This is a genomic window from Alterileibacterium massiliense (genome assembly GCF_900104645.1).
Classification (GTDB): domain Bacteria; phylum Bacillota; class Clostridia; order Peptostreptococcales; family Anaerovoracaceae; genus Alterileibacterium; species Alterileibacterium massiliense.
In genome coordinates this window covers 252,448-274,264 of sequence record NZ_FNWE01000001.1, presented here as the reverse complement: position 1 = coordinate 274,264, position 21,817 = coordinate 252,448, and the positions used below count along the sequence as shown (strand labels likewise).

The 21,817-nt window shown below is 34.8% G+C and carries 20 protein-coding genes, 1 tRNA gene and 1 pseudogene; 1 reads left to right on the top strand and 21 read right to left on the bottom strand.

Annotation, left to right across the window (positions count from 1 at the left end; genetic code table 11):
* Positions 1-43: 43 nt before the first annotated feature.
* From BQ5371_RS01375 to BQ5371_RS01290, 19 genes and pseudogenes are all read right to left on the bottom strand, one after another.
* Positions 44-715 (bottom strand): zinc ribbon domain-containing protein, encoded by a 672-nt coding sequence (locus BQ5371_RS01375; RefSeq protein WP_268873205.1) that lies wholly within the window; start codon positions 713-715, stop codon positions 44-46.
* Positions 716-919: pseudogene (locus BQ5371_RS07100) on the bottom strand (recombinase family protein); the annotation flags it as partial.
* A gap of 334 nt (positions 920-1,253) precedes the next feature.
* Positions 1,254-1,345 (bottom strand) — tRNA-Ser (locus BQ5371_RS01370).
* A 56-nt stretch (positions 1,346-1,401) separates the two neighbouring features.
* Positions 1,402-2,646, bottom strand: coding sequence for a D-alanyl-D-alanine carboxypeptidase family protein (locus tag BQ5371_RS01365; RefSeq protein ID WP_071132163.1), 1,245 nt, complete (start codon positions 2,644-2,646; stop codon positions 1,402-1,404).
* 173 nt (positions 2,647-2,819) lie between these two features.
* On the bottom strand, positions 2,820-3,764 hold the full coding sequence (locus BQ5371_RS01360) for a diacylglycerol/lipid kinase family protein (RefSeq protein WP_071132162.1): 945 nt from the start codon (positions 3,762-3,764) through the stop codon (positions 2,820-2,822).
* A 2-nt stretch (positions 3,765-3,766) separates the two neighbouring features.
* Positions 3,767-5,086 (bottom strand): thymidine phosphorylase, encoded by a 1,320-nt coding sequence (locus BQ5371_RS01355; protein ID WP_083377365.1) that lies wholly within the window; start codon positions 5,084-5,086, stop codon positions 3,767-3,769.
* Positions 5,087-5,165: 79 nt separating this feature from the next.
* On the bottom strand, positions 5,166-5,882 hold the full coding sequence (locus tag BQ5371_RS01350) for a metallophosphoesterase (RefSeq protein WP_071132161.1): 717 nt from the start codon (positions 5,880-5,882) through the stop codon (positions 5,166-5,168).
* 47 nt (positions 5,883-5,929) lie between these two features.
* Positions 5,930-6,634: a tRNA threonylcarbamoyladenosine dehydratase gene (locus tag BQ5371_RS01345; RefSeq protein ID WP_071132160.1), complete on the bottom strand. Its 705-nt coding sequence runs from the start codon at positions 6,632-6,634 to the stop codon at positions 5,930-5,932.
* Positions 6,635-6,652: 18 nt separating this feature from the next.
* Positions 6,653-7,135 (bottom strand): regulatory protein RecX, encoded by a 483-nt coding sequence (locus tag BQ5371_RS01340; RefSeq protein ID WP_071132159.1) that lies wholly within the window; start codon positions 7,133-7,135, stop codon positions 6,653-6,655.
* A 2-nt stretch (positions 7,136-7,137) separates the two neighbouring features.
* The gene (locus BQ5371_RS01335) at positions 7,138-7,698 is read right to left on the bottom strand and encodes a 4'-phosphopantetheinyl transferase family protein (RefSeq protein WP_071132158.1); all 561 of its coding nucleotides are present in this window, start codon (positions 7,696-7,698) and stop codon (positions 7,138-7,140) included.
* Between the two features lie 60 nt (positions 7,699-7,758).
* Positions 7,759-8,937 (bottom strand): S41 family peptidase, encoded by a 1,179-nt coding sequence (locus tag BQ5371_RS01330; RefSeq protein ID WP_071132157.1) that lies wholly within the window; start codon positions 8,935-8,937, stop codon positions 7,759-7,761.
* A 29-nt stretch (positions 8,938-8,966) separates the two neighbouring features.
* Positions 8,967-10,664 (bottom strand): single-stranded-DNA-specific exonuclease RecJ, encoded by a 1,698-nt coding sequence (recJ, locus tag BQ5371_RS01325; RefSeq protein ID WP_083377364.1) that lies wholly within the window; start codon positions 10,662-10,664, stop codon positions 8,967-8,969.
* A gap of 20 nt (positions 10,665-10,684) precedes the next feature.
* The gene (locus BQ5371_RS01320) at positions 10,685-11,749 is read right to left on the bottom strand and encodes a murein hydrolase activator EnvC family protein (protein ID WP_071132155.1); all 1,065 of its coding nucleotides are present in this window, start codon (positions 11,747-11,749) and stop codon (positions 10,685-10,687) included.
* 16 nt (positions 11,750-11,765) lie between these two features.
* The gene (ftsX, locus tag BQ5371_RS01315; protein WP_071132154.1) at positions 11,766-12,659 is read right to left on the bottom strand and encodes a permease-like cell division protein FtsX; all 894 of its coding nucleotides are present in this window, start codon (positions 12,657-12,659) and stop codon (positions 11,766-11,768) included.
* Positions 12,652-13,386, bottom strand: coding sequence for a cell division ATP-binding protein FtsE (gene ftsE / locus BQ5371_RS01310; RefSeq protein WP_071132153.1), 735 nt, complete (start codon positions 13,384-13,386; stop codon positions 12,652-12,654). The genes ftsX and ftsE overlap by 8 nt, the downstream gene beginning before the upstream one ends.
* Positions 13,387-13,479: 93 nt before the next feature.
* On the bottom strand, positions 13,480-14,028 hold the full coding sequence (locus BQ5371_RS01305; protein WP_071132152.1) for a M48 family metallopeptidase: 549 nt from the start codon (positions 14,026-14,028) through the stop codon (positions 13,480-13,482).
* Complete coding sequence (locus BQ5371_RS01300; protein WP_071132151.1) at positions 14,025-14,747, bottom strand: amino acid ABC transporter ATP-binding protein; 723 nt, start codon at positions 14,745-14,747, stop codon at positions 14,025-14,027. The genes BQ5371_RS01305 and BQ5371_RS01300 overlap by 4 nt, the downstream gene beginning before the upstream one ends.
* On the bottom strand, positions 14,748-15,416 hold the full coding sequence (locus tag BQ5371_RS01295) for an amino acid ABC transporter permease (protein ID WP_071132150.1): 669 nt from the start codon (positions 15,414-15,416) through the stop codon (positions 14,748-14,750).
* A gap of 56 nt (positions 15,417-15,472) precedes the next feature.
* On the bottom strand, positions 15,473-16,264 hold the full coding sequence (locus tag BQ5371_RS01290) for a basic amino acid ABC transporter substrate-binding protein (RefSeq protein ID WP_071132149.1): 792 nt from the start codon (positions 16,262-16,264) through the stop codon (positions 15,473-15,475).
* Between the two features lie 294 nt (positions 16,265-16,558).
* Here BQ5371_RS01290 and BQ5371_RS01285 point away from each other — a divergent pair, with 294 nt between their 5' ends.
* Positions 16,559-17,512 (top strand): 3-hydroxyacyl-CoA dehydrogenase, encoded by a 954-nt coding sequence (locus BQ5371_RS01285; protein ID WP_071132148.1) that lies wholly within the window; start codon positions 16,559-16,561, stop codon positions 17,510-17,512.
* 161 nt (positions 17,513-17,673) lie between these two features.
* Here the strand turns inward: BQ5371_RS01285 and BQ5371_RS01280 are convergent, their stop codons facing one another.
* A complete protein-coding gene (locus BQ5371_RS01280; RefSeq protein WP_071132147.1) occupies positions 17,674-18,909 on the bottom strand; it encodes a YkvI family membrane protein in 1,236 nt (411 codons plus the stop codon).
* Positions 18,910-19,319: 410 nt separating this feature from the next.
* A complete protein-coding gene (locus BQ5371_RS01275) occupies positions 19,320-21,809 on the bottom strand; it encodes a VWA domain-containing protein (RefSeq protein WP_071132146.1) in 2,490 nt (829 codons plus the stop codon).
* Positions 21,810-21,817 lie beyond the last annotated feature (8 nt).

The following is a 21,817-nucleotide window of genomic DNA, read 5'->3' as shown; positions in this document are numbered from 1 at the left end:
ATCCGCAGTCATATTTGTCTGCGGATTCTGTTTTATGTTTGTATTATCCTTCGATTTCCATTCCGTTTCTAAACCGGAACAGTAGCGTTCCATTGTTTTTAACTGTTATGCTTTCTATTACAGAAATCCACAGCTTATTATCAAATGTCGTGATGGGGTTTTCGATATCGTGGAGTTCGAATATAAATGCCCCGATTGAATCTGCCTGGTCTTTTCTTTGTTTGCTTTGTTCCTGCAGTTTCGCTGTTTTATCCCGTATGGAGGTATAGCGTTCCTCGTAGCTTTTATATTTCTTATTGAACTCTGTCTGACTCATCACATTTGAGGCATTCTCTTCTATCAGCTTTTTCGTTAGCCCAGCTACAACTTCAGCCTCTTGAGCGAAGTCTGCAATCTTTCTGTCTATCTCAGTAGTGTCGGTCAGCACATCCAGCATACACCTGCAATCATCAAGAATGTTGTCTCTGCTTGGAATAAGACCGTTATAAACCGTTATGAACCTTTTTTTGATATCTTCTTCATTTAAATGAGGCGTGGTGCAGCGGTGCTTTTTATCATCAAATTTATGATTGCACTGCCAAACCGTCCTCTTATACTTGTTTGTGGAATTCCATGTCTTAGCACCGAAGAATCCTCCGCAGTCCTCGCAGATGAGCCTTGCTCCGAAGACGCTGTTTCCACTGTAGCATCTTCCGAGACTTTTTCTCCTTGCCATCTCAAGTTTTACAAGTTCCCAATCCGCCGGCGGTATAATAGCCTCGTGTGAATGTTCTATATAATACTGTGGAACCTCGCCGTTGTTTTCTTTCATCTTGTGTTGGAGAAAATCAACCGTGAACTGTTTTTGAAGCAAGGCCGCTCCTTTATATTTCTCATTTGTGAGTATGCTTTCCACAACTGCGGAGCCCCATTTCTTTTTGCCCGCAGGGGTGGGTTCTCCTCACTTGCACAAATGTGTACGCAATAATCCGACTAACATTGTATCAGACAGCTTCTATTTTTTCAACGGTTTAAGTGTTTTTATATCTTTTTGCGTGCTTAATAAGATAGCTTACAAAGCAAACGATTACCCACAAAGCAAACCCTTGCTTTTCGAGCCGTCCGCACATGGTGCCGAAAACAAGAAAAACCCGTCCCGGAAACGGCTCCGGGGCTGGCTAACTTATGCCTTTAAAAGCTAAAATCCTTTGAAATCAACGCTTTTTGGCAATAAAAAAGGAAGCACATTTTCTATCAAAATATGCTTCCTTATTTGGCGGAGAGAGGGGGATTTGAACCCCCGCACGGTAATTAACCGCCTGCTGGTATTCGAAGCCAGTCCCTTAAGCCTCTTGGGTACCTCTCCATGCCTTTTGCTCGCAAGCCAAATTATAGCATATCAAAATAAGCTGTTCAACAATTCTACTTCCTGTGCCTATTCTTAATTTTTTGCTTTTTTCTATTTGATTTAAATATGATAATAATATTAATTATCAATATAATCGAAATGAGAATACATATTGTTCCTAAATTTGAAATATAAAACATCGATGGAAGCCAGCCCTCTTTAATGTTATCTTTTACATAAAGTGGTACGCTTTCCATATATTTTCCGTCTGAATAAATCTTTACCTTGCCTACTACATCTCCTGAGTTAAGCGGTGCCTCTATATCCTTATCTAAAGCAACCTTCGTCTTTGTAGAAGATTTTTTACCACTCTTTGGATATACAATGCTATCATCTCTTGAATATAGCTGAACCCTCGTGTGTTCACCATTTTTTATCCAAACTTTCTTTACAGGTTGATCTTCTTTTAAAGCCTTTACACTTTTTACAGCTGACTCGGCAAAGCTAAATGCCTTGTTCTCGTCATTTTTTCGCTCAGATTTCTTATCTCCAAGTAGCACCACTGTTAAAACCATATTGTTCTTATTAAATCGGAGAGCTATTGTGCAATCATCATCTTCCCAGTATCCTGTTTTCCCAGAAATTACACCTGAATTTTCATCTTTCAGCTGATCGAGATGCGTTTCAAATGTTCTCTCCTCTTGCTTATTGGTTTTACGCATCTCATATTCTTGCGTGCCTGTAATCTTTTTTATTAATTTATTATCCAAAGAAGCATTGGCAATCTTTATAAAGTCATTTGCTGTAGTATAGTGAGCCTTGTTCTTTAGACCATTTGGATTTGCAAAATTTGTATTTGTGCAGCCAAGCTTCCTCGCTTTCTTATTCATCTTATCTGCAAATGTATGAATATCTGAATCATATTCTGCAAGTGCATAAGCTGCATCATTACCTGACAAAATAAGCAGTCCATATAATAGTTCTTCTACGCTTACCACCTCGCCCTCTTTTAGCTCCATGCTTGAGCCCTCTTGCTCCGAGGCTTTTTTTGACACTTTTACCATATCATCTAAATCGTGATTTTCTATAATTATAAGTGCTGTAAGGAGCTTGGTTATACTATATGGATTTGCTCTGGCGTCCCCATTTTTTTGAGCGACCATCTCCCCTGTTGTATTGCAATATATGGCTGCACTCTTAGCAGTTAAATCGGGCATATTTGAACTGTCATTTAGCTTGGCCTCCGATAGCTCAATTGGTAATACCAGTATAGAAAAAATTAGTATTGTGCTTATAAAAATTCTTTTAAATAATCTCATCCTTTTTCCTTTACTCTTTTTACTTGCCCTTGGCATTAATGTGCAATTACTTATCCTGTATTTACGGGAAAATCTTTAATCCATTATTCTAAGAAGTATCATAAAAAGACAATAAAATTTAAATACTATTGCAAAATAATTTTATATAAAATTGCAAAAAACTTTAACATCCCTTAATTCTCTAATGCTGGCAATGAGAGTTTAATTCCCTTTTTAATAACCTCTATTATAACCTTCCCACTCTTTACTTCTTCTCCGTCAACTACGAATTGCATGAGTTCGCTAGCAGGTTCAATTGAGATTTTATCTGACTGAAAATATTTCCATATATTACCCGCTTCGACCTCGGATAGCAGTTTTCCTTTTATATAATATGGCATCAATCTGAGAAATGTTCTTCTTGTAACCTTATTTATTATGAGAATTTCAGCAAGTCCGTCATCGACAAGTGCGTTTGGACAGCTTTCAACTCCTCCTCCGCAAAATCTTCCATTTGATACAGTTGTCAACAGAATTTCTCCCGCGTGTAAAACCTTATCATCAGCTATAATTTTTAAATTCTGTCCTCTCATCTCAGCAAGATTCATAAAAACAGCCGTAAAATATGATAGCGAGCCCCTGAAAAGCTTCTTCTGTTTTAAATGATTGTGCAAGATAGCAGCATTTCCATCAAAACCAATATTGATTCCATTTATGCAATATCTATTTTTTTTATTTCCTTCATCTTCATATGATAGCTTAAGTATGTCAACAGTGGTAGCTATTCCATTCAGCTGAGACTCGATGTCCAAAAAATCATGAGATGGATAATTTCTAACAAAATCATTACCGCTCCCTATGGGAATTACCCCAAGCTCAACATTAGTTCTGCCATAAAGACCATTAAGAACCTCATTTAAGGTGCCATCTCCTCCGCAAGCAAATACTCTTATATCTTCTTTGGTATTTTCAGCAATGTCTGCAAGACCGCTCGCCACTATGGTAGCGTCCATAATGCCCTCTGTAATATGTATGCTAATATCAGCTCTTTCAGCCATAAGTTTTTCAATATTAGCTATAAATGGCTTTGATTTCTTCCCAAATCCTGAGTTTGGATTAATAATAAAGGCGTATTTCATATTTAAACCCCAATTGTCTTTTTTATAACACTGGAAACGCTAACTTTCTCCTTTGTTATTTTAAATGAATTCTTTGCTATTTCAAATGCTTTATTTAGCTTATCTTCATCATTTGAAAAAATTTCGATTACCTTGTCACCTTCTGCAACCTGTTCGCCTAGCTTTTTATATATAATTATACCTGACTGAAAATCTATTTCATCTTCCTTATGTGCTCTGCCCGCTCCCGATAGCTGTGAAGCTTTACCTATTGTTTCGGCATCGAGTAGAGATATATAACCAATGTCTTCTGCCTCAATAGAGCGAGAATATCTAGCTATTCCGAAGATAGAATAATCATCTATTATTTGAGAATTTCCACCTTGAGCCTTAACTAATTCCCTAAGTTTATTGAGTGCCTTTCCCGAGTATAAAACATCGCTTGCAATTTCTCTTCCCTCACTTAAGTCATCAGCTATGCCAGACATATATATCATAATTCCTGCAAGCTCAAGGGAAATTTCAGTTATGTCAGAATCACCAACTCCTTTTAGCACATCTAAGGCTTCCATTACCTCTAGGGTATTTCCAACTGCCCTTCCAAGCGGTTGATCCATTGAACTTATTACGACAGCCACTTTCTTTCCTGCGGATTCTCCTATATCTATCATCATTTCGGATGCTTTTATTGCGTCATCTTCTTTTTTGAAAAAAGCACCTTTGCCACATTTAACATCAAGAATTATTCCATCGCTACCTGATGCAAGCTTCTTGCTCATTATACTTGAGGCGATAAGGCTCATGCTATCCACTGTTCCTGTGACATCTCTTAAAGCATATAATTTTTTATCTGCAGGAGTAATATCTCCGCTCTGAGAAATTATGGAAATACCAATATTATTTACTTGATTTATAAATTCTTCCGAAGTAAGTTCTATCTTAAAACCTTGTATCGAAGACAATTTATCTACAGTCCCTCCTGTAAATCCTAGGCCTCTACCGCTCATCTTAGCTATAGGTACTCCCGCAGCTGCGGCTATTGGTGTTGCAATAAGCGTTGTCTTATCTCCAACTCCCCCTGTAGAGTGCTTATCAATCTTTATTCCCTCTATTTCGCTTAAATCAATTTTTTCTCCACTATTCAAAATAGCCTTTGTCAGCTCAAAGGTTTCTTCCTTATCAAGCCCCATATAATAAATAGCCATTAAAAATGCTGACATTTGGTAATCAGGAATTACCCCTTCATTATAAGAGCCAATTATATCTTCTATTTCCTCTTTACTAAGCTTATTCCCATCTCGCTTCTTTATTATCATTTCGTTCATATTAATTTCTTTGCTCATAATCTAGCCTCTCTTAATGTCTTATATTTCAAAGCATATCAGTTTAGGAAATTTAGGAACTTATCTATGAAATTCTTATTTAATCTACGAATCCATTGTCATATATGAGTTTTGGTTTTGCTCCTAGGTAATCCAAGGATACAAGCTTATAATTTATACCATTATATTCACCAGTTAAAGCCTTGCGAAAATTATTTGCTCCGTGCAAATGACCATAAATACAGGTTTTTACATTAAATTCATTTAGTAAATCAGTAAATTCCGTATTTAAATTATTAACATAAGCAGGTGGATAGTGCATGACCGCAATAATTTTCTTAGCCCCCTTGCTTCGCGCATCTTTCAAGCTGTTTTCAAGTCTTCTTAGTTCTCTTAAATATATTTTTTTGTCCTGCTCTGTAAAATCATCTGTGTCTGGAAGAATCCACCCTCTTGTACCACAGATAGCGAGTTCATCATTGACTAAATAAGCTTCATTTTGGACGAAGTGCATATCCTCATATAAAGAATTTAGCTTGTTAATACCATTCCACCAAAGATCGTGGTTACCCTTGAAAATCACCTTGTTCCCCGAAAGGCTGTGTATCCATTCAAGGTCCAAAAGAGCCTCTTCAAATTTAAGTCCCCACGATAAATCACCGGGAAGTATTACAATATCACCATCGTCAATTGCATTTCTCCAATTTTCTTCAAGTCTTAATGCGTGATTTTCCCAGCCCATTCCAAATATATCCATTGGCTTATCCACATTCATATCCATGCTGAGATGTAAGTCAGCAATTGCAAATATCTTCACTTTTCCTCCTGTTATGCTACGAGCTTTGAGACTTAATCCTAAGATTTTTATATCTCAGCCAGCTCTCTAATTACAAAACCTGCTATCATAAGTCCCTCTGTCCCTGGTACATAGCTTATTGTTCCAGGTGGTGAAGATATGATAGATGGCTTCTCATCTGAAAACACAACTTTCAAATCATCTATTTGCTCATCTTTAAGCTTTTTTCTCATAACTCTCGCGAGAGGATCCATATGAGTCTTAGATAAATCTGATACCTTGAAATTATCACAAGATAGCTTATTACCCGTACCCATTGCGGATATTACCTTAACACCATTATAATGACATGACTTTATTATATCCACCTTTGAAGGAATATCATCAATCGCATCTACTACATAATCATATCTTTTGAAATCAAATTCATCGCCTGTCTTATAGAATCTATCAACAATTTCTACCTTTATTTTAGGATTTATATCTCTTATTCTATCTCCCATTACAACTGCTTTATTCTTTCCTAAGGTTGATGTAAGGGCCACGAGCTGCCTATTTATGTTGCTCAGTTCAACGACATCTCCATCTATCAATGTCATTTCACCTACCCCTGCTCTTGCAAGTGCCTCACACACATATGAACCAACTCCGCCAATACCAAAAATAGCAATTTTTGAATTTTTTAGTTTGTTTAAGGCAGATTCACCTATGAGTTTTTTCGTGCGTTCATGCCTAGCTTCATTATTTATTTCATTATCTATTTCAATATTCATATCATTTTTATATTAGTCTTAATCCCAGTATTCTTCACTTGATTTCAGCTCTTTCCTAAGCACCTCAACGGTTTTAATTATAATATTTTCACCATATCCTAACCGTTTTAGCTTGCGAACTATCTTTCCTAATCTCTTCTCATCAATTTCGCTAACGCCAATTAATTCTTTTCTTGCAACTGAACTTGCATTAGCTAGCTCATCAATTTGTAATTCTTCCTTGCTATCTTCCACTGCATTTTCGATATTTTCTTCTGAAATTCCCTTATCCCTAAGCTCCATCTTAATTCTATATATGGCTCGGTTTTTTGAAATCGCATATTCAATATATCTAAGAGCATATTCATAATCATCAATATAATTAAGTGAAGCAAGTTCCTCGACTAGAGGCTCTATCTCGGAATCGTCATATCCATATTCTCTAAGATATGTCCTCATCTCATATGCTGTTCTCATTCTATGTTCGAGGTGACGATAAGCCTGCTCTTTAATATCTCTCATAATTAAATCCTTGTAATATTTATATCTTTTATTTCTTCTAAAATTCCCTCTATCGAAATAGCCGAGTAAATGCCTTCGATGAAATTAATATCAAAAATTGTATATCCATCTAAATATACCTTATTATCTTCTGTCCAAAGGCTTGGAACCTCGGTAAAAATTGTTTCTCCTAATGCCTTTACATAAGCTTCTTTTCTGGTCCAAAGCTTGAAGAATGCTGACTCTCCCTTTTTTTTAATGATGAGATTATCTTGCTCACTAAAAATTTTTTCTCCCATTTTCTTAAGCTTGCCATTTCTTGGCACCTGAATGTCAAGCCCGCAAATTTTTTTAGAAAAAATAACAGCCCAAATATTCTCTGTATGGGAAATAGAAAAATTCGCGAAATCATCTATATAAGGTTTGCCATTTTTATTTAATTTTATGTCCCGCTTTCTTTTATCAGATATATCTTCACATATTACCTTGCAGTATTTATCTATAGCTTTGTATAATAATTTTCTGCTGGAATATTTTTTATGATTTTCTCTTTTTTCATCTCTTATGAAATAAAAGAGGTGCATATTTTTTATCTCCTAAATTTTCCTAATTTTTATATTACACATTCTATTGATAGGCATATCTTAGCTACCAAGCAAAACCTCTCTACACTTATTTAAGCACTCATCACCGGCTTTATCACATTTAACATCGGGTTCAATCCCTATCCCATTTATCTTAGTTCCCTTAGGAGAAAAATATTCTGCTATAGTAAGTTTTACCTTTGAACCATCTCCTAAATCGTAAATTCCCTGTATAACGCCCTTTCCAAATGTCTTACTTCCAACCAATTTTGCTCGCCCATTATCTTTTATTGCATAGGCAAATATTTCAGAAGCACTTGCCGTATATTCATCGACTGCAATGACGCATTCAATTCCTATGTTTTTTTCGTCTGATGAATAGACTTTTTTCTTTCCATCTCTATCTTTAACCTCTATAATTTTTGATTTTGGAAGAAGAATGTCAGCACAGTCTATGCCCTCCTGCATAATTCCGCCGGTATTACCTCTAAGATCTATAATCAGCTTTTTACATCCATCCTTCTTTAGCTTTTCAATATCCTTCTTAAAAGCCTTTGCTGTTCCTTCTTTGAATCCTGATAATTTGATATATCCTATCTTTTCATCCTCATCATAAATTCTGCTTTCTACTCCTGAATCATCTATATTGTCCCTTTTTAGAGTATACTTTTTTATTTTTCCATTGTACTCACAGGTAAGCTTTACCTTGGTTCCAATCTTTCCTCTAATTCTTTCAGAGGTCTCATCTATTCCACTAGCCTCTTTGCAATCGACCTTTTTTATAATTGAGCCAATAGGTATGCCTGCCTTTTCTGCTGGACTTTCTTTAATAATATCTACGATATATAACTTACCTTCTTCCTCTTTGATAAGTACGCCAATTCCTGCATATGACTCAAGATACCTTCGCTCAAATTCCTCATATTCTTTTTTTGTAAAATAACTAGCATAATTATCATCTAATGGTTCCATCAGATATGGGATAATCTCTTGGTCTAAATCTTGCTTATCTACCTTTTTTAAAGCCTTCTTATCAATTATTTTTTCGAGCATATAAAATTTGCCATATCTCTTATTAAGACCTTGATAATATTGATAAGAATCATTGCCAATAAGTTTAACTCCCCTATAGCTAAAAACTGCAAAAATTATCAAAAATGCGAGAAGAACACCCGATATAAGTCCGATTAACCATGTAAGCTTAGTGCTTATTTTGTTTTTTTTATTATCTTCTTTCATATTCTCTAATTCTCTAATTTTCTAATGATCTAGCTCTCAATAAGCTTAAGAACTCTCAATTGTACATTTTCACTGTCATTCCATTCATTTATATCTATGTGTCCAATAATATCATATGCCGATTTCGCATTTTTACTGAGTATGTTCTCATATATATCTCTGTCAAAATTAAAATATACACATCTTATATTATCAGCATCAAATATTGCATGTTCACCAGAATTTCCAACCATCCTAAAAGATTTAAGTTCTGCATTGTTTAACCTGAAAATTGGTTCAGGATTACCCTTTCCGCACGGCTCAAGATATTTCAAATCATGTGCAAGTTCAAGACTTACATCTTTTGAATCAATATCTAAATCAACAGGTATCTCATTACTAAGCAGGGTCTCATCTTTTTCAAGCATAGCCTTTAAATCCATATTAAGTCTATTTTTTAATTCCTTAATATTCTCTTCTTCTATCGTAAATCCGCACGCCATACTATGACCTCCAAATTTCAATACCAAATCACTATTTTCATTTAGCATCTCATATAGATTTACATTTCCCGTGCTTCTACCCGTTCCCTTATATATCTTTTTTCCTTCATTTTCTTCATCAATTTTCTGAACTATTACAGCAGGTCTTTTAAGTTTATCCTTGATATGTCCCGCTACTATCCCAAGAATACCCTCGTGACAGTTTTCTGCCTCAATGAACAAAAAGTCTCCATTTTTAATCTCATATTTAGCCTTTTCCATGCACTGATTATGAGCAAAATCTTGAAATTCTCTTCTCTCATTATTTATTTCATTTAATCTATTAGCAAGCTTCAATGCTATGTCCTCATCTTCGGTCAAAAGGAGCTTTACACCAATACTTGCATCATTAATTCTTCCAGCCGCATTTATCCTTGGTGCTATTTTAAAAGAAATATCCATCGCATTTAACTTATCTTTTTTTACTCCTGATACCTCTATCAATTTTGAAATTCCAAGGTTAGAAGATTTTCTCATAAGATTTAATCCATATTTTACAATCGTTCTATTTTCATCTATTAATGGCATTAAATCCGCTATGGTTCCCAGTGCCACAAGCTCTAATAAGTCTACTATGGTTTTTCTTGGAATTGTTTTTACAGTCTTTAAGGCACAGATGAATTTGTATGCGACTCCAACTCCCGCAAGTCCCTTAAATGGATATTCATCTCCTATAAGCTTAGGATTAATTATTATTCCCTCTGCAATCTCATCTCCTGGGTTGTGATGATCTGTTATTATAGTATTCAGCCCTATGCTGTGTGCATATTTGGTTTCTTCCAGTGAGACAACCCCGCAGTCAACGCTTACAAGTAGAGCATATCCCTCATCTTTTAGATTTTTTATCGCTTCCTTATTTAATCCATATCCCTCAGAAATTCTTGATGGAATATAATAATCTACATTGGCGTCAAGTGTCCTTAGAGCTCTAACCATAAGTGCTACCGATGTAACTCCGTCAACATCGTAATCTCCATATATTACGATTTTTCCGCCCTCATCTATAGTCTTTGTTATTAAATCTACTGCCTCTCTCATATCGGTCAAGAGAAATGGATCGTATGCCAATTGAGGACTTAAAGACAAGAATTCTTTAAATTCCTCCTCTCTAAGTCCTCTTTTTATCATAATTTCCCTCAATATATCTGGGATTTTATCTAAAGAATTATCATTAATGATATGCAAAGCACCCTCTCTTAAAAGCATCAGTTTATATATAGATATATCTAGTAAAGTGAATATGGATTTATATCAACGCCATTCTGAAATAGCGTAAAGTGGAGATGCGGACCTGTAGACCTGCCGGTAGTTCCTAGGTAGCCAACCACCTGTCCCTTGCTGACATACTGACCTGCACTGCAGGCTCTGCTATTCATATGTCCATATAGAGTTGACTTTCCTCCGCCAATTGAAATAATTACGCAGTTACCATACCCGCCATACCAAGATGAAAGTGTAACATAGCCGTCAGCTACTGACCTTATAGGTGTCCCTAGAGGTGCCGCTATGTCGATACCATTATGATAACTTCTAGTTCCAAGAAATGGGTCTGATCTATATCCATATCCTGATGTTATAACTCCATTAACAGGCAGAGGCCATAGGTATCCACCTGATGAACCACCTGCAGAACCCTGCTCAGCAAGCTTTTTCTCAGCCTCCGCCTGAGCTTTTGCAGTTTCAGCTGCCAGCCTATTAGCTTCATCTATAAGCTCCTGTTGCTGTCTTTTATACTCATCAGCATTTGCCTTATACTCATCTCTTATATTCTGAACTTCTCCCTGTGATTTCTTTAATTCTTCTTCCTGCTTAGAAAGATTTTCCTCAAGCGTTTCTAAATCCTTTCTCTTATTTTTTAAGTCCTTTAGAACCTTTTTATCATTTGTAAGTATTCTTTGAACTATGCTTATATTTGTTAGAAGCTCATTGACATTATTTGAGCTTAGTATTACCTCTATCAATCCAAGAGATCCAGTCTTATACATAACAGACAATCTGTCATTTAATAGTTCATTTTGTTTTTCAATATCTACCTTTGTCTTTTCTATATTTTCTTTAGTAGTATTTATTTCAGCCTGCTTGTTATTTATGTCATCTTGAATTGCCTTTATTTTAGCTTCGGCTTCTCCAACTTTTTGATATAATTCAGATGCCTTATTGCCCGCTTTTTCCGCCTCAGAACGCTTAGATGCTTCAGTCGTTGCATAAATTGTACTGCTTAAAACGAGCGATATTACGAGCATTATGCTTATTACAATCTCTATTTTTCTTAGCTTAGCAGATAAATTCATTCCCGATCTCCTTTCTTTATCTGTCAAGGAATCTTCTAATAGATATGATACTTCCGCAGGTACCTATTCCAATACCTAGAGAAGCGAAGATAATTGCTAAATTAGGAATTAGATATGACGAAGATAGAACCGGAACACTTAATATCCTCATAATGTCATCTCCGAGTAAGCTTATCAACCTTGAATATATGAGGTGCATTAGCCCCGTAGCTACAGCTGAGGATATTATGCCAAGTATGATTCCCTCTATGAGAAATGGTGCTCTAACAAACCAGTCAGTAGCTCCGATATATTTCATTATCTCAATTTCTTTCGACCTATTGAATACCGTAAGCTTGATAGTATTTGCAACTATTATTGTCGATACAATTATTAGGAATGTCATGACAACTATCGCTGAAACCTGAATAAAATGCGTTATCTTTGTAAGCTTTGATACCGTATCCTGATAGTATTTAATGCTGTCCACACCATTTACAGATGAAATTTCACTATTTACCTCATTCCCGACTTTTTGATCCTTAACAAAAACCATGTAAGAATCTGGAAGTGAGTTTTTATCAATATTATCTAAAAGATAGGCATTGTCACCCCACCTTTTCTTCATTATTTTGATCGCATCTTCCTTGCTTCTATATTCAATCTTTTCAATACCATCAATCTTTTCAATCTTTGATTTGATCGCATCCTTAACTGCATCATCAGCTCCGTCGGCAATAAAGACCTCTACGACATTGTAATCTTTTTCTATTGTCTTTGCGAAAAGGTCTACATTTAAAAATGCCACAAAGAAAAGCCCGAGTATAAGCATCATAGCCGTTATCGCAACTACCGATGTTATATTCATTCCCTTATTTCTTCCCATCTGCGAGAAGGCCTGCTTCAATGTATAAGCTATTTTGCTAAACATATTTATCCTCCTCTTTTAATTTTATATAGAAATCTTCATCCGTAGGCATCTCATATCTATACTCGCCCTTGGAATCATCTCTCCTTATCGTTCCATTTTCAATTGTAACAACCCTCTTATTGAAATGATCTACGATGTCTTTTGCATGGGTAACCATGATTATAGTTGTTCCTCTTAAATTTATCTTTTCCAAAAGGTTCATTATATCCATTGCGGTAGACGGGTCTAGATTTCCTGTAGGTTCATCACAGATAAGGACTCTCGGATTATTAATAATTGCTCTTGCAATTCCTACTCTCTGCTGCTCGCCTGCGGACAGCTCCTTAGGATACCTATTTATCTTGTCTGAAATACCTACAAGTTCAAGAACTTCCGGCACACGCTTTTTTATCTGTTTTCTCTTTTCATGAGTAATTTCAAGAGCAAATGCTACATTTTCATATACGGTCTTTTTATCGAGCAATCTAAAATCTTGAAACACCATTCCAATCTTTTGGCGTAGAAGAGGTATCTCTCTTCTAGTTAGTTTTGTAATGTCAGTGCCGTTTATTAAAATTTTGCCTGAGTCAGCTTCAATCTCTCTAAGTATCAATCTGACAAAGGTAGTCTTACCTGCACCGCTCGGGCCAACGAGAAAGACAAAGTCACCCTTATCGATCTTGATATTTGCATGACTAAGCCCGACTATATCTCCGTAATTCTTATTTACATCAATAAATTCAATCATAGCCCCTCCTGAACTTTGATAATTACCGAGTTATTATATCAAAAAAAGGCGTGAATACAAAATTTTTCACACCTTTAGTACTATTTTTGTCGATTAAATTGTTTCATTTTTTAAAATGCTTCGCCTCATTTTATAATCTGGCATATATCCTTCAATAAATTTCCAAAATTCATTGCTATGATTTGGATATTTTATATGTGAAAGCTCATGTAAAATAACATAGTCTAGGCAGGAAATAGGATATTTTATAAGAAGTAAATTAAAGCAAAGTCTTTTTGTCCTAGTATTACAGCTTCCCCATCTGGTTTTCATCTCTCTAATATGCCACGAAGATGATTTTAAGCCGGTCATTTCTTCATAAATGGGAAGCCTTTTTGATATGAGTTCTTCCAAGGATTTCATCTCGCTTAAATATCTATTCCTATCCTCTAATTCAGCCTTCCTAATTTGCTCTCTTTCCGACTGCTCCTCAGCCTTTTTCATCTGCTTTAATATCCAGTCACTCTTTGAATCTATAAACTCTATGACCTTGTCCTGACTAATGCCAAAAGGGCAAGAGACATATACTTTCATATCGCCCTTAACCCTTATAATAATATTTTTTATTCTTTTCTCAGTTATTATTACTTCAAAATTTGTCATATTGCAAGAACCTGTGAAAGGAAATTTTTCGTCCTATCTTCCTTAGGATTTGATAAAACCTCTTCCGGTTTTCCCTCTTCAACTATGTATCCGCCGTCCATAAAAAGAACTCTATCAGAGACTTCCTTTGCAAAACCCATTTCGTGAGTTACAACAGCCATAGCCATTCCCTCTTTTGCAAGCTCTTTCATTACATCGAGAACCTCTCCTACCATCTCAGGGTCGAGAGCGGAAGTAGGCTCATCGAAAAGCATTATCTCGGGTTCCATAGCAAGGGCTCTTGCTATCGCTACCCTCTGTTGCTGTCCACCTGAAAGTGACTTTGGATATACATCAGCTTTTTCCGGCAATTTAACCTTTGATAGAAGCTCCCTCGCCTTAGCTTCTGCTTCATCTTTTGACATGCCTTTAACATTTATCGGAGCACAGGTTATATTCTGAAGGACTGTCATGTTTGGGAAAAGATTAAATCCTTGAAAAACCATGCCCATCTTGGTTCTCACTTCATTTATATTTGATTCGGATACCTTTTCCCCGTCTATTATAATTTCTCCGCCCGTAGGTTCTTCGAGCATATTGATGCACCTTAGCATAGTAGATTTTCCAGAACCTGACGGTCCAATTATGCACACAACCTCGCTGTCACCAATCTTTGCATTAATTCCTTTTAAAACTTCGTTGTCACCAAAGCTCTTTTTTAAATTATTTATTTCAATCATCTAACAAGCCTCCTGAGACATTTTCTTTTCCATCGTGGCAATTAGCTTAGTCAATGTTAGTGTTAAAATTAGATAAACCAGTGCAACTCCAATGTATGCAGGAAAAGTTTCAAAGGTTGAAGCATTCCATAGATTACCTCTCCTCATAATTTCGACTACACCTACAAAGCTAAGAACCGATGTTTCCTTAATCAAGGTGACAAACTCATTTCCAACTGCAGGAAGTATAATCTTGATAGCCTGAGGAATTATTACAAGCCTCATAGCCATCTTATGTGTCATTCCTAGGGACCTTGCAGCTTCCATCTGCCCCTTATCAACTGCTTGAAGTCCGCTCCTTATAACTTCAGCCATATAAGCTGCACTATTAAGTCCGCAGCATATTATAGCTGGAATGACCAGATATGGCCATGTAAAATTTACATTATGTGCTTGAAGCATTTGTGGAAGTCCATATGCAAATATAAATGCTTGAACTACCAGAGGTGTTCCCCTCACAACATCAATGTAAATCTTTGCTATCAAGTTTATAATCTTAATCTTAGATTGCCTCATAAGTGCCAGCAAAAGCCCAAGTGCTGTTCCTATTATTACAGCAAGGACAGTTACTCCTATTGTGGTAGGAGCACCCTTCAACGCGACCAGAAAACCTTTAAAATATAATGCCATAAACGCATCCTCTTCAATATTAATTATTTGATATATTGTTCATTATTTAAACTATTTTATTCAAACCACTTCTTATATATCTTGTCATACTTGCCATTTTCTTTCAAATTTGCAAGCCCGTCATTTATCTTTTTCTGAAGCTCTTTATTTCCCTTTTGAACTGCAAATCCGTATGATTCTGCATTTAAGACTTCTCCAACTGTCTTAATTTTCTGCCCATGTTTTTTATGTTTAAGGTAGTTTTTAGCAACAGGCTGATCCATTATTACCGCTTGAATATCACCATTCTCAAGTTGCTGAATTGCTTCACTATTCTTATTTAAGACAACCGCCTTAGCGATTTTGTTATCAGCTTTTAGCTCATTAACTAGATCCGCACTTGTTGTTCCTATCTGCCCTGCTACAGCCATATCTGGAGTAAAAGAGTCAACACCTTTAATATCGCTATCTTTTTTTACCAAAACAACAAGACCGCTGTCATAATATGTGTCCGAAAAATCTACCTTTGCTTGACGAGCCGGATCTTCAGCATTCATTCCCGCTGTGATAATATCAGCTTGCTTGGATTCAAGTGCAGGAATTAAAGCATCAAACTCAAGGCTCTTATATTTAACCTTAAATCCCTGATCTTCAGCAATAGCATTCATAAGGTCCATGTCGAATCCAGCGATCTCCCCATCCTCGTCAGTTGTGTCAAAAGGAGGAAAGGTTGGCTCAGTTACAGCTGTATATGTCTTGACATTCTTATCTGCCTTTGCCTTATCTTTGTCACCGCATCCAGCAAGTCCTATTAAAACCACCATCATAAGTGATACAAAAATTATCTTTAATAAGTTATTCTTTTTCATAGCAAACTCCTTTTTAAATATTTCTTAAAAAATTGCTCTTAATTATTGATAAAATACCAATTATTTAAAAATATATAAGCAATGTGTAATATTTAGTATGCGTATATTATACATATATTTGAATATTATGCAAGCACTTTTTTAATTTTATTTACTTTTTTATGTTTTTTCTGTATAAAATTATTTTTTATTTATACATATAATGTCCGTAGCCATAATATATAATTTTTTTTAGATAAGGTTCGTTAAATCTCTTTACTGCTTTTTATAATTAAATGAAAGGAAAGGAGAAATATGGATATAAAAAATGTAGTTGTAATAGGAGGTGGAGTTTTAGGCTCTCAAATCGCATTTCAATCGGCTTTTAAGGGATATAATGTCAAGGTCTGGCTAAGAAGCGAGGCTTCAATTGGAAGGTCTAAGCCTAAATTTGAAAGGTTATATAATCTATATCAAAATGATTTAGAGGATAGCAAGAATTTGATTGGTAAAGATTCTTCCGATTTTATAAGAGGATTTTTTGATGATTCTTCAGAAATTACATTAGATAATATCGAGGCTCTAAAAGTTAGAGCGAAAAATGCCTATGAAAATATGGTCTTTGAGCTTGACCTCTCTAAGGCTGTTAGCGATGCTGACATTGTCATAGAAGCACTGGCGGAAGACCCTATCCAAAAGATAGAATTTTATAAAAAGCTAGCTCCTATTCTTCCTAAAAATACAATTCTATGTACAAATTCTTCCAGTTTACTTCCTAGCCAATTTGCCGAATATACAGGTGCTCCGAAAAGGTATCTCGCTCTACATTTTGCAAATAATGTATGGAGGCATAATACTGCGGAGATAATGGGTCACGCAGGAACTGACAAAAAATATTATGATATGGTAGTTGATTTTGCAAAGGGTATTGGAATGATCCCATTATTACTTAAAAAGGAGCAAGCTGGATATATCTTAAATTCTATGCTAATACCTTTCCTATCATCTGCTGAAATGCTATATGCTCTTGATGTTGCTGACCCTGAAACAATTGACAAGACATGGATGCTTGGAACAGGTGCTCCAGTAGGACCATTCCGTATCTTAGATATTGTAGGACTTACAACTGCTTACAATATCACTATGATGAAGCCGGATGCTAAGAATCCAGACACCTTAGCAGGAAAAATTGCGATAATGTTAAAAAAATATATCGACGAGGGAAAGACAGGTATTAACGCAGGAGAAGGTTTTTATAAATATAAATAAATCTAATTCAGATAATTTTTATAAAATATAATCAAGTAAAGAATGCAAAGTATAATTAAGTAATGCAATGATGTAATATTAACTTAAAAAAAGAAGCGGAAAATTTATATTTAAAATTTCCGCTTCTTTCATTTTTTAATTTATTTTTTGCTATTTGCATTTTATTTATCTTCAATTTTATTTTTTGCTAATTGTCCCATTTCTTTCTTCAATTCTTTATTTTCTATATTCGATTTCTCAATTAAATTATTTATTGTTTTTTGATCTTTTTTTGTAAATATCTTATTATCGTCAAATTTTTTAATCATAAGCTTTAACAATCTGCTTCTAAGTTTTATCTCCTCTTTTATATTACCCTTGTCTTTAATCCAAGCGACAATCATAGTCGCCAGAAGAAGAAGACCTATATACCCAAGTACCGGATACATTATACCGACGAGCTCCCTAAATCCGAAAAAGCTTAGAGCAAATCCTACCGATACGAGCAGGATAATATAGATTTTAAATCGTCTCTTGCTTTCTCCAGAAAACCTTTTTGCCATGGAATAATATACGCTTATTCCGGTATTGAAAATCATGCCATATATAACAAGCGACATAATTAAGCCAAGCCACGGACTTATCTCTCTAATAATTATCTGAGTTGGAATATTAGTCCCCGAAACTTCCGCGATCTCCATATATATGGTAAGACCTATCATAAGACCGAGCAAGCCAGTGAGAGCACCACCGATAAGACCGCTCTTTGATGCAATCTTTGGATTCATAATATCTCCGCCCATCACAATTGCCATAGATGTTCCCGTAATAAAACAGATAGAAAAATAATTGGGGATTGCTATCCAAATGCTAGGCGTATTTGTCGGTTGATTTTTTGCAAGCATTTCAACTGCTGAAAAATCGTGACTTTTCATTATAAAAGCATAAACAAAGGCTATTATGATAAAAAGAAAAATAAGAGGCGTGAAAAAGCCTATAATCTTCGTGACTTTTTTAAAATCAAGCATGGAGAGAAAAATTATCATAAGTGAACATATCAACGCTCCAACAAAGCTCGGTATTCCAAACTCTTGATTTAGATTTGCCCCCGCTCCCGCTATCATCACAAAGCCAATTACAAAGCAGGTAAATACAAGTGAATAATCTAGTAACCTTGCAACAATCGGATGTGCTATCTCATTCAAAAGCCCGCTGTGCTCCTTGGACCTGTAATATGAACCCAGTGTTAAAATTATCTTTCCAAATATTGCGTGCAAAATACCGACAATGCCGATGCCTATTATGCCTATTTTTCCAAAACCTATAAAATATTGCATAAGCTCCTGCCCAGAGGCAAGTCCTGCTCCAGTCAGCACCCCAACATAGGCTAAGGATATAACTAAAATCCTCTTATTCAAAAAATACTCCCTTCAAAACATTCTTGTTAAAGAATATCATCTTTTTCGATTATAAGTATAATCATTTGCTTTCATATTGTACTATTCATATTGAAAACTATCAACAAGCTATGTTAGGTTCTTTGCTTTTATAATATTGGAAATATATTATTTATAATTTTATCTTGTATGTTAGCTTAATAAAATTGCCATAATTGTTACATCAATTATGGCATTTTTTTATCTTTACATAGTGCTTCTATACATTGTAATGCACTATCTAAATTTTCTTCATCCATAGAAAATTTATTTAAAGTTTCATCAATTTCACCAGTTCCTGCATATGCGTAGTGAACTAAAAAATATTGATGTTATTAGGGTTATCGGGTCAGGAGACAAATTGTTCTTGCATAAATGTATAAAACCATTAATCAAACTCTTTCCTTATAAAAATTCCTTACTTGCTTTACAGATCTTCTTACCCAAATAGAAGTCGGAATAATGAGTAATAACATATATGCTATAAAAATCAGCCAGCATACCCTTGAGTTGTTAACCAATTTAGCCTTATTATTCTCTGTAGCTACATAGACTTTCTCGGCTTTTCCATCTCCATCATTATCCACATACATTTTTGTTTCACTACCAACCTTGGCTTTAGTATTAACCTGTGTTGAATTATTTATTTCGATATTCTCAAAGCTTCTAATATCAGAATATTCACCATCATCATCCATGAAGCCTATCGAATAAGTCATACTTCCATTGCCAGTTCCCTCTATTTTAATGTCATAATCCGACCCTTCTTTTAATCTTAGAACCTTTGTATTTGATGGTCCCTCTCCTTCAAAAGTTAGTGACCCAAATTTAGTATGCTGTTCTCTTTGATTATCAACAGAAGAAAGCTTAGAACCATCATGAGATACACTTACATCTACAGGACATTCTATCTTAATGTAAAAATACTTTTCGCCATTAACCTGAGCAGCTATATCTTCGAAAAAGTATTTTAAGTCATTGGCATTTCTTACTTCGAAATAACATCCTTCATTTGCAATGCCACGCAAAACATCAGCTGCACTTTCTTTATTTTCTAATTCGCTTAGAAAGCCAAGCGTATATATAAGATAACCTTTTTCTCTGAGGTCATTGGCATATTCAATAAGCTCCTCTTCAGACAAACCTATTGTCGGTTTACCATCACTCATAAGAACTATTATATGTTTCTTTGTCATTGCACTATTGTTTGAAGCCGCCATTGTTAACGCTTCTTCAATATTAGTACCGCCATCAGCATTTAGTTCCGATAGAGACTTTTTAATCTTACTATATTCAGTAGAACTTGAAGAAGCTATTGTTGCATGAAAAGAAAATGTGCATGCTCCTAAAGGCACATGACTATTTGAAATTTTTTCACAAAATTTATTAGATGCCTTTATTAGCTCCTCTAAAGGCTCTCCTTCCATACTGCCTGAAACATCAAGTGCTAATGAGACATCTTTATTATATTTTTTATTTTCTTTTTTCAGTAGGCATTTTACTTTTCCATTGGTTATATCATTTCTATAATTTGCAATATTATGATTTGCTGTAGATAATCCATCCTCTTTATGCTTTTCTTCTCCAAGATCATAAAGATCAGTATGTCCAAATTTTGAATTGGGCGAACTGGCATTAAAATAGCTCAGATTACCATTTGGTCCAAATGAATCATTTATATTATATATATTGTGAATATATTCATATCCCAAAGAAACATTATCATCCGTTGTCAAGGTTTTAATTGCACCAAATGTGTAAGCATATATATCATCCGTCGAAATATTTAAACCAAGTTGATAAGCATTGTATTTAAGATCTGCTGCTACTAGATTTGCTGCCGCTCCCCCAAGGCTATATCCTGTAACAAGAATTTTAACACTGTCTTCTTCATTTAACTTATTATCAATAATATAGTCCTCTAAATTCTTGCAAATATCAGAATAAAAATCATATGTGTTTTCATAAACTTTCTGATCTAAAAAATCTATTTCATCGCCTTTTATATAATCTTTAATATATTCTCTCAGCTTTACCGACCCTCGTGCCGTAACTACAAGCAATTCTTCTGTTTTTTCTCCATCGACTTTTATGCTCTTATGTCCAAATGAATAAGCATTCTGACTCAGAATATCCAGCTCATTTAATTCATCCCAATCATAATTATATGTTTTAATGTCTTTTAGCCCAAACTTATCATAAGCATCTTTAATAGATGAATCATTTCTTGATCCCGCTTTTTCGCATAGATAAGCTGTAACATCAGCTATTCTGTTGTCGTATTGATATGATTTTTTCGAGAAAATCTCACCATTTAAGCTAAGATTATCTGAAGAAGCATTTATATTTTCTATTCCAAAAAATGACGCAAACAAAAATGTAGCACTTATTATTGAAATGACAAAACCAATCTTATTCACATTTTTGGAGCAAAGGAAGATTATTGAAATCAATATAAAAATAACTAAAATGGGTGTAAAGACATTGTACTTCACAATAACCTCAATCGCGTTATTTATGTCAGCTTTAATAAAATGAAATTCTTTAGCAATATATGCAAAAATTAAAATTATTTCTACAACTATCATCATAATAGAAATGATTTTAATGCTGGACTTTTTTTCAATGTCCTTAACTATACAGTTTTTTATTATATTTAATCCAATCAGTGAAAGAATAATTGGAAGAGTGTTATAAAAACAAAATATCAACAATAAAACTGACAAATGTGGTATATCCATAGAAGCCAATTCTGTGATTACATTACTTGTATGCAAAAACAGTTGCACCGAATAAATCGCTATTATTAACAAAAAGCCTATGGCACACAAAAATAATTTGCGAGATTCATCATTATTGTTTTTCATATAAGATTTATACATTAGATTAA

What these genes read in the sequence shown, in the direction of transcription:
- BQ5371_RS01300 (WP_071132151.1), bottom strand. Translation starts at nt 14,747, where the DNA reads ATGATTGAAATAAATAATTTAAAAAAGAGCTTTGGTGACAACGAAGTT.
- BQ5371_RS01290 (WP_071132149.1), bottom strand. Translation starts at nt 16,264, where the DNA reads ATGAAAAAGAATAACTTATTAAAGATAATTTTTGTATCACTTATGATG.
- BQ5371_RS01330 (WP_071132157.1), bottom strand. Translation starts at nt 8,937, where the DNA reads ATGAAAGAAGATAATAAAAAAAACAAAATAAGCACTAAGCTTACATGG.
- BQ5371_RS01375 (WP_268873205.1), bottom strand. Translation starts at nt 715, where the DNA reads ATGGCAAGGAGAAAAAGTCTCGGAAGATGCTACAGTGGAAACAGCGTC.
- BQ5371_RS01345 (WP_071132160.1), bottom strand. Translation starts at nt 6,634, where the DNA reads ATGAATATTGAAATAGATAATGAAATAAATAATGAAGCTAGGCATGAA.
- BQ5371_RS01340 (WP_071132159.1), bottom strand. Translation starts at nt 7,135, where the DNA reads ATGAGAGATATTAAAGAGCAGGCTTATCGTCACCTCGAACATAGAATG.
- BQ5371_RS01320 (WP_071132155.1), bottom strand. Translation starts at nt 11,749, where the DNA reads ATGAATTTATCTGCTAAGCTAAGAAAAATAGAGATTGTAATAAGCATA.
- ftsX (WP_071132154.1), bottom strand. Translation starts at nt 12,659, where the DNA reads ATGTTTAGCAAAATAGCTTATACATTGAAGCAGGCCTTCTCGCAGATG.
- BQ5371_RS01335 (WP_071132158.1), bottom strand. Translation starts at nt 7,698, where the DNA reads ATGCACCTCTTTTATTTCATAAGAGATGAAAAAAGAGAAAATCATAAA.
- BQ5371_RS01365 (WP_071132163.1), bottom strand. Translation starts at nt 2,646, where the DNA reads ATGAGATTATTTAAAAGAATTTTTATAAGCACAATACTAATTTTTTCT.
- recJ (WP_083377364.1), bottom strand. Translation starts at nt 10,664, where the DNA reads ATGCTTTTAAGAGAGGGTGCTTTGCATATCATTAATGATAATTCTTTA.
- BQ5371_RS01295 (WP_071132150.1), bottom strand. Translation starts at nt 15,416, where the DNA reads ATGGCATTATATTTTAAAGGTTTTCTGGTCGCGTTGAAGGGTGCTCCT.
- BQ5371_RS01275 (WP_071132146.1), bottom strand. Translation starts at nt 21,809, where the DNA reads ATGTATAAATCTTATATGAAAAACAATAATGATGAATCTCGCAAATTA.
- ftsE (WP_071132153.1), bottom strand. Translation starts at nt 13,386, where the DNA reads ATGATTGAATTTATTGATGTAAATAAGAATTACGGAGATATAGTCGGG.
- BQ5371_RS01305 (WP_071132152.1), bottom strand. Translation starts at nt 14,028, where the DNA reads ATGACAAATTTTGAAGTAATAATAACTGAGAAAAGAATAAAAAATATT.
- BQ5371_RS01355 (WP_083377365.1), bottom strand. Translation starts at nt 5,086, where the DNA reads ATGAGCAAAGAAATTAATATGAACGAAATGATAATAAAGAAGCGAGAT.
- BQ5371_RS01285 (WP_071132148.1), top strand. Translation starts at nt 16,559, where the DNA reads ATGGATATAAAAAATGTAGTTGTAATAGGAGGTGGAGTTTTAGGCTCT.
- BQ5371_RS01360 (WP_071132162.1), bottom strand. Translation starts at nt 3,764, where the DNA reads ATGAAATACGCCTTTATTATTAATCCAAACTCAGGATTTGGGAAGAAA.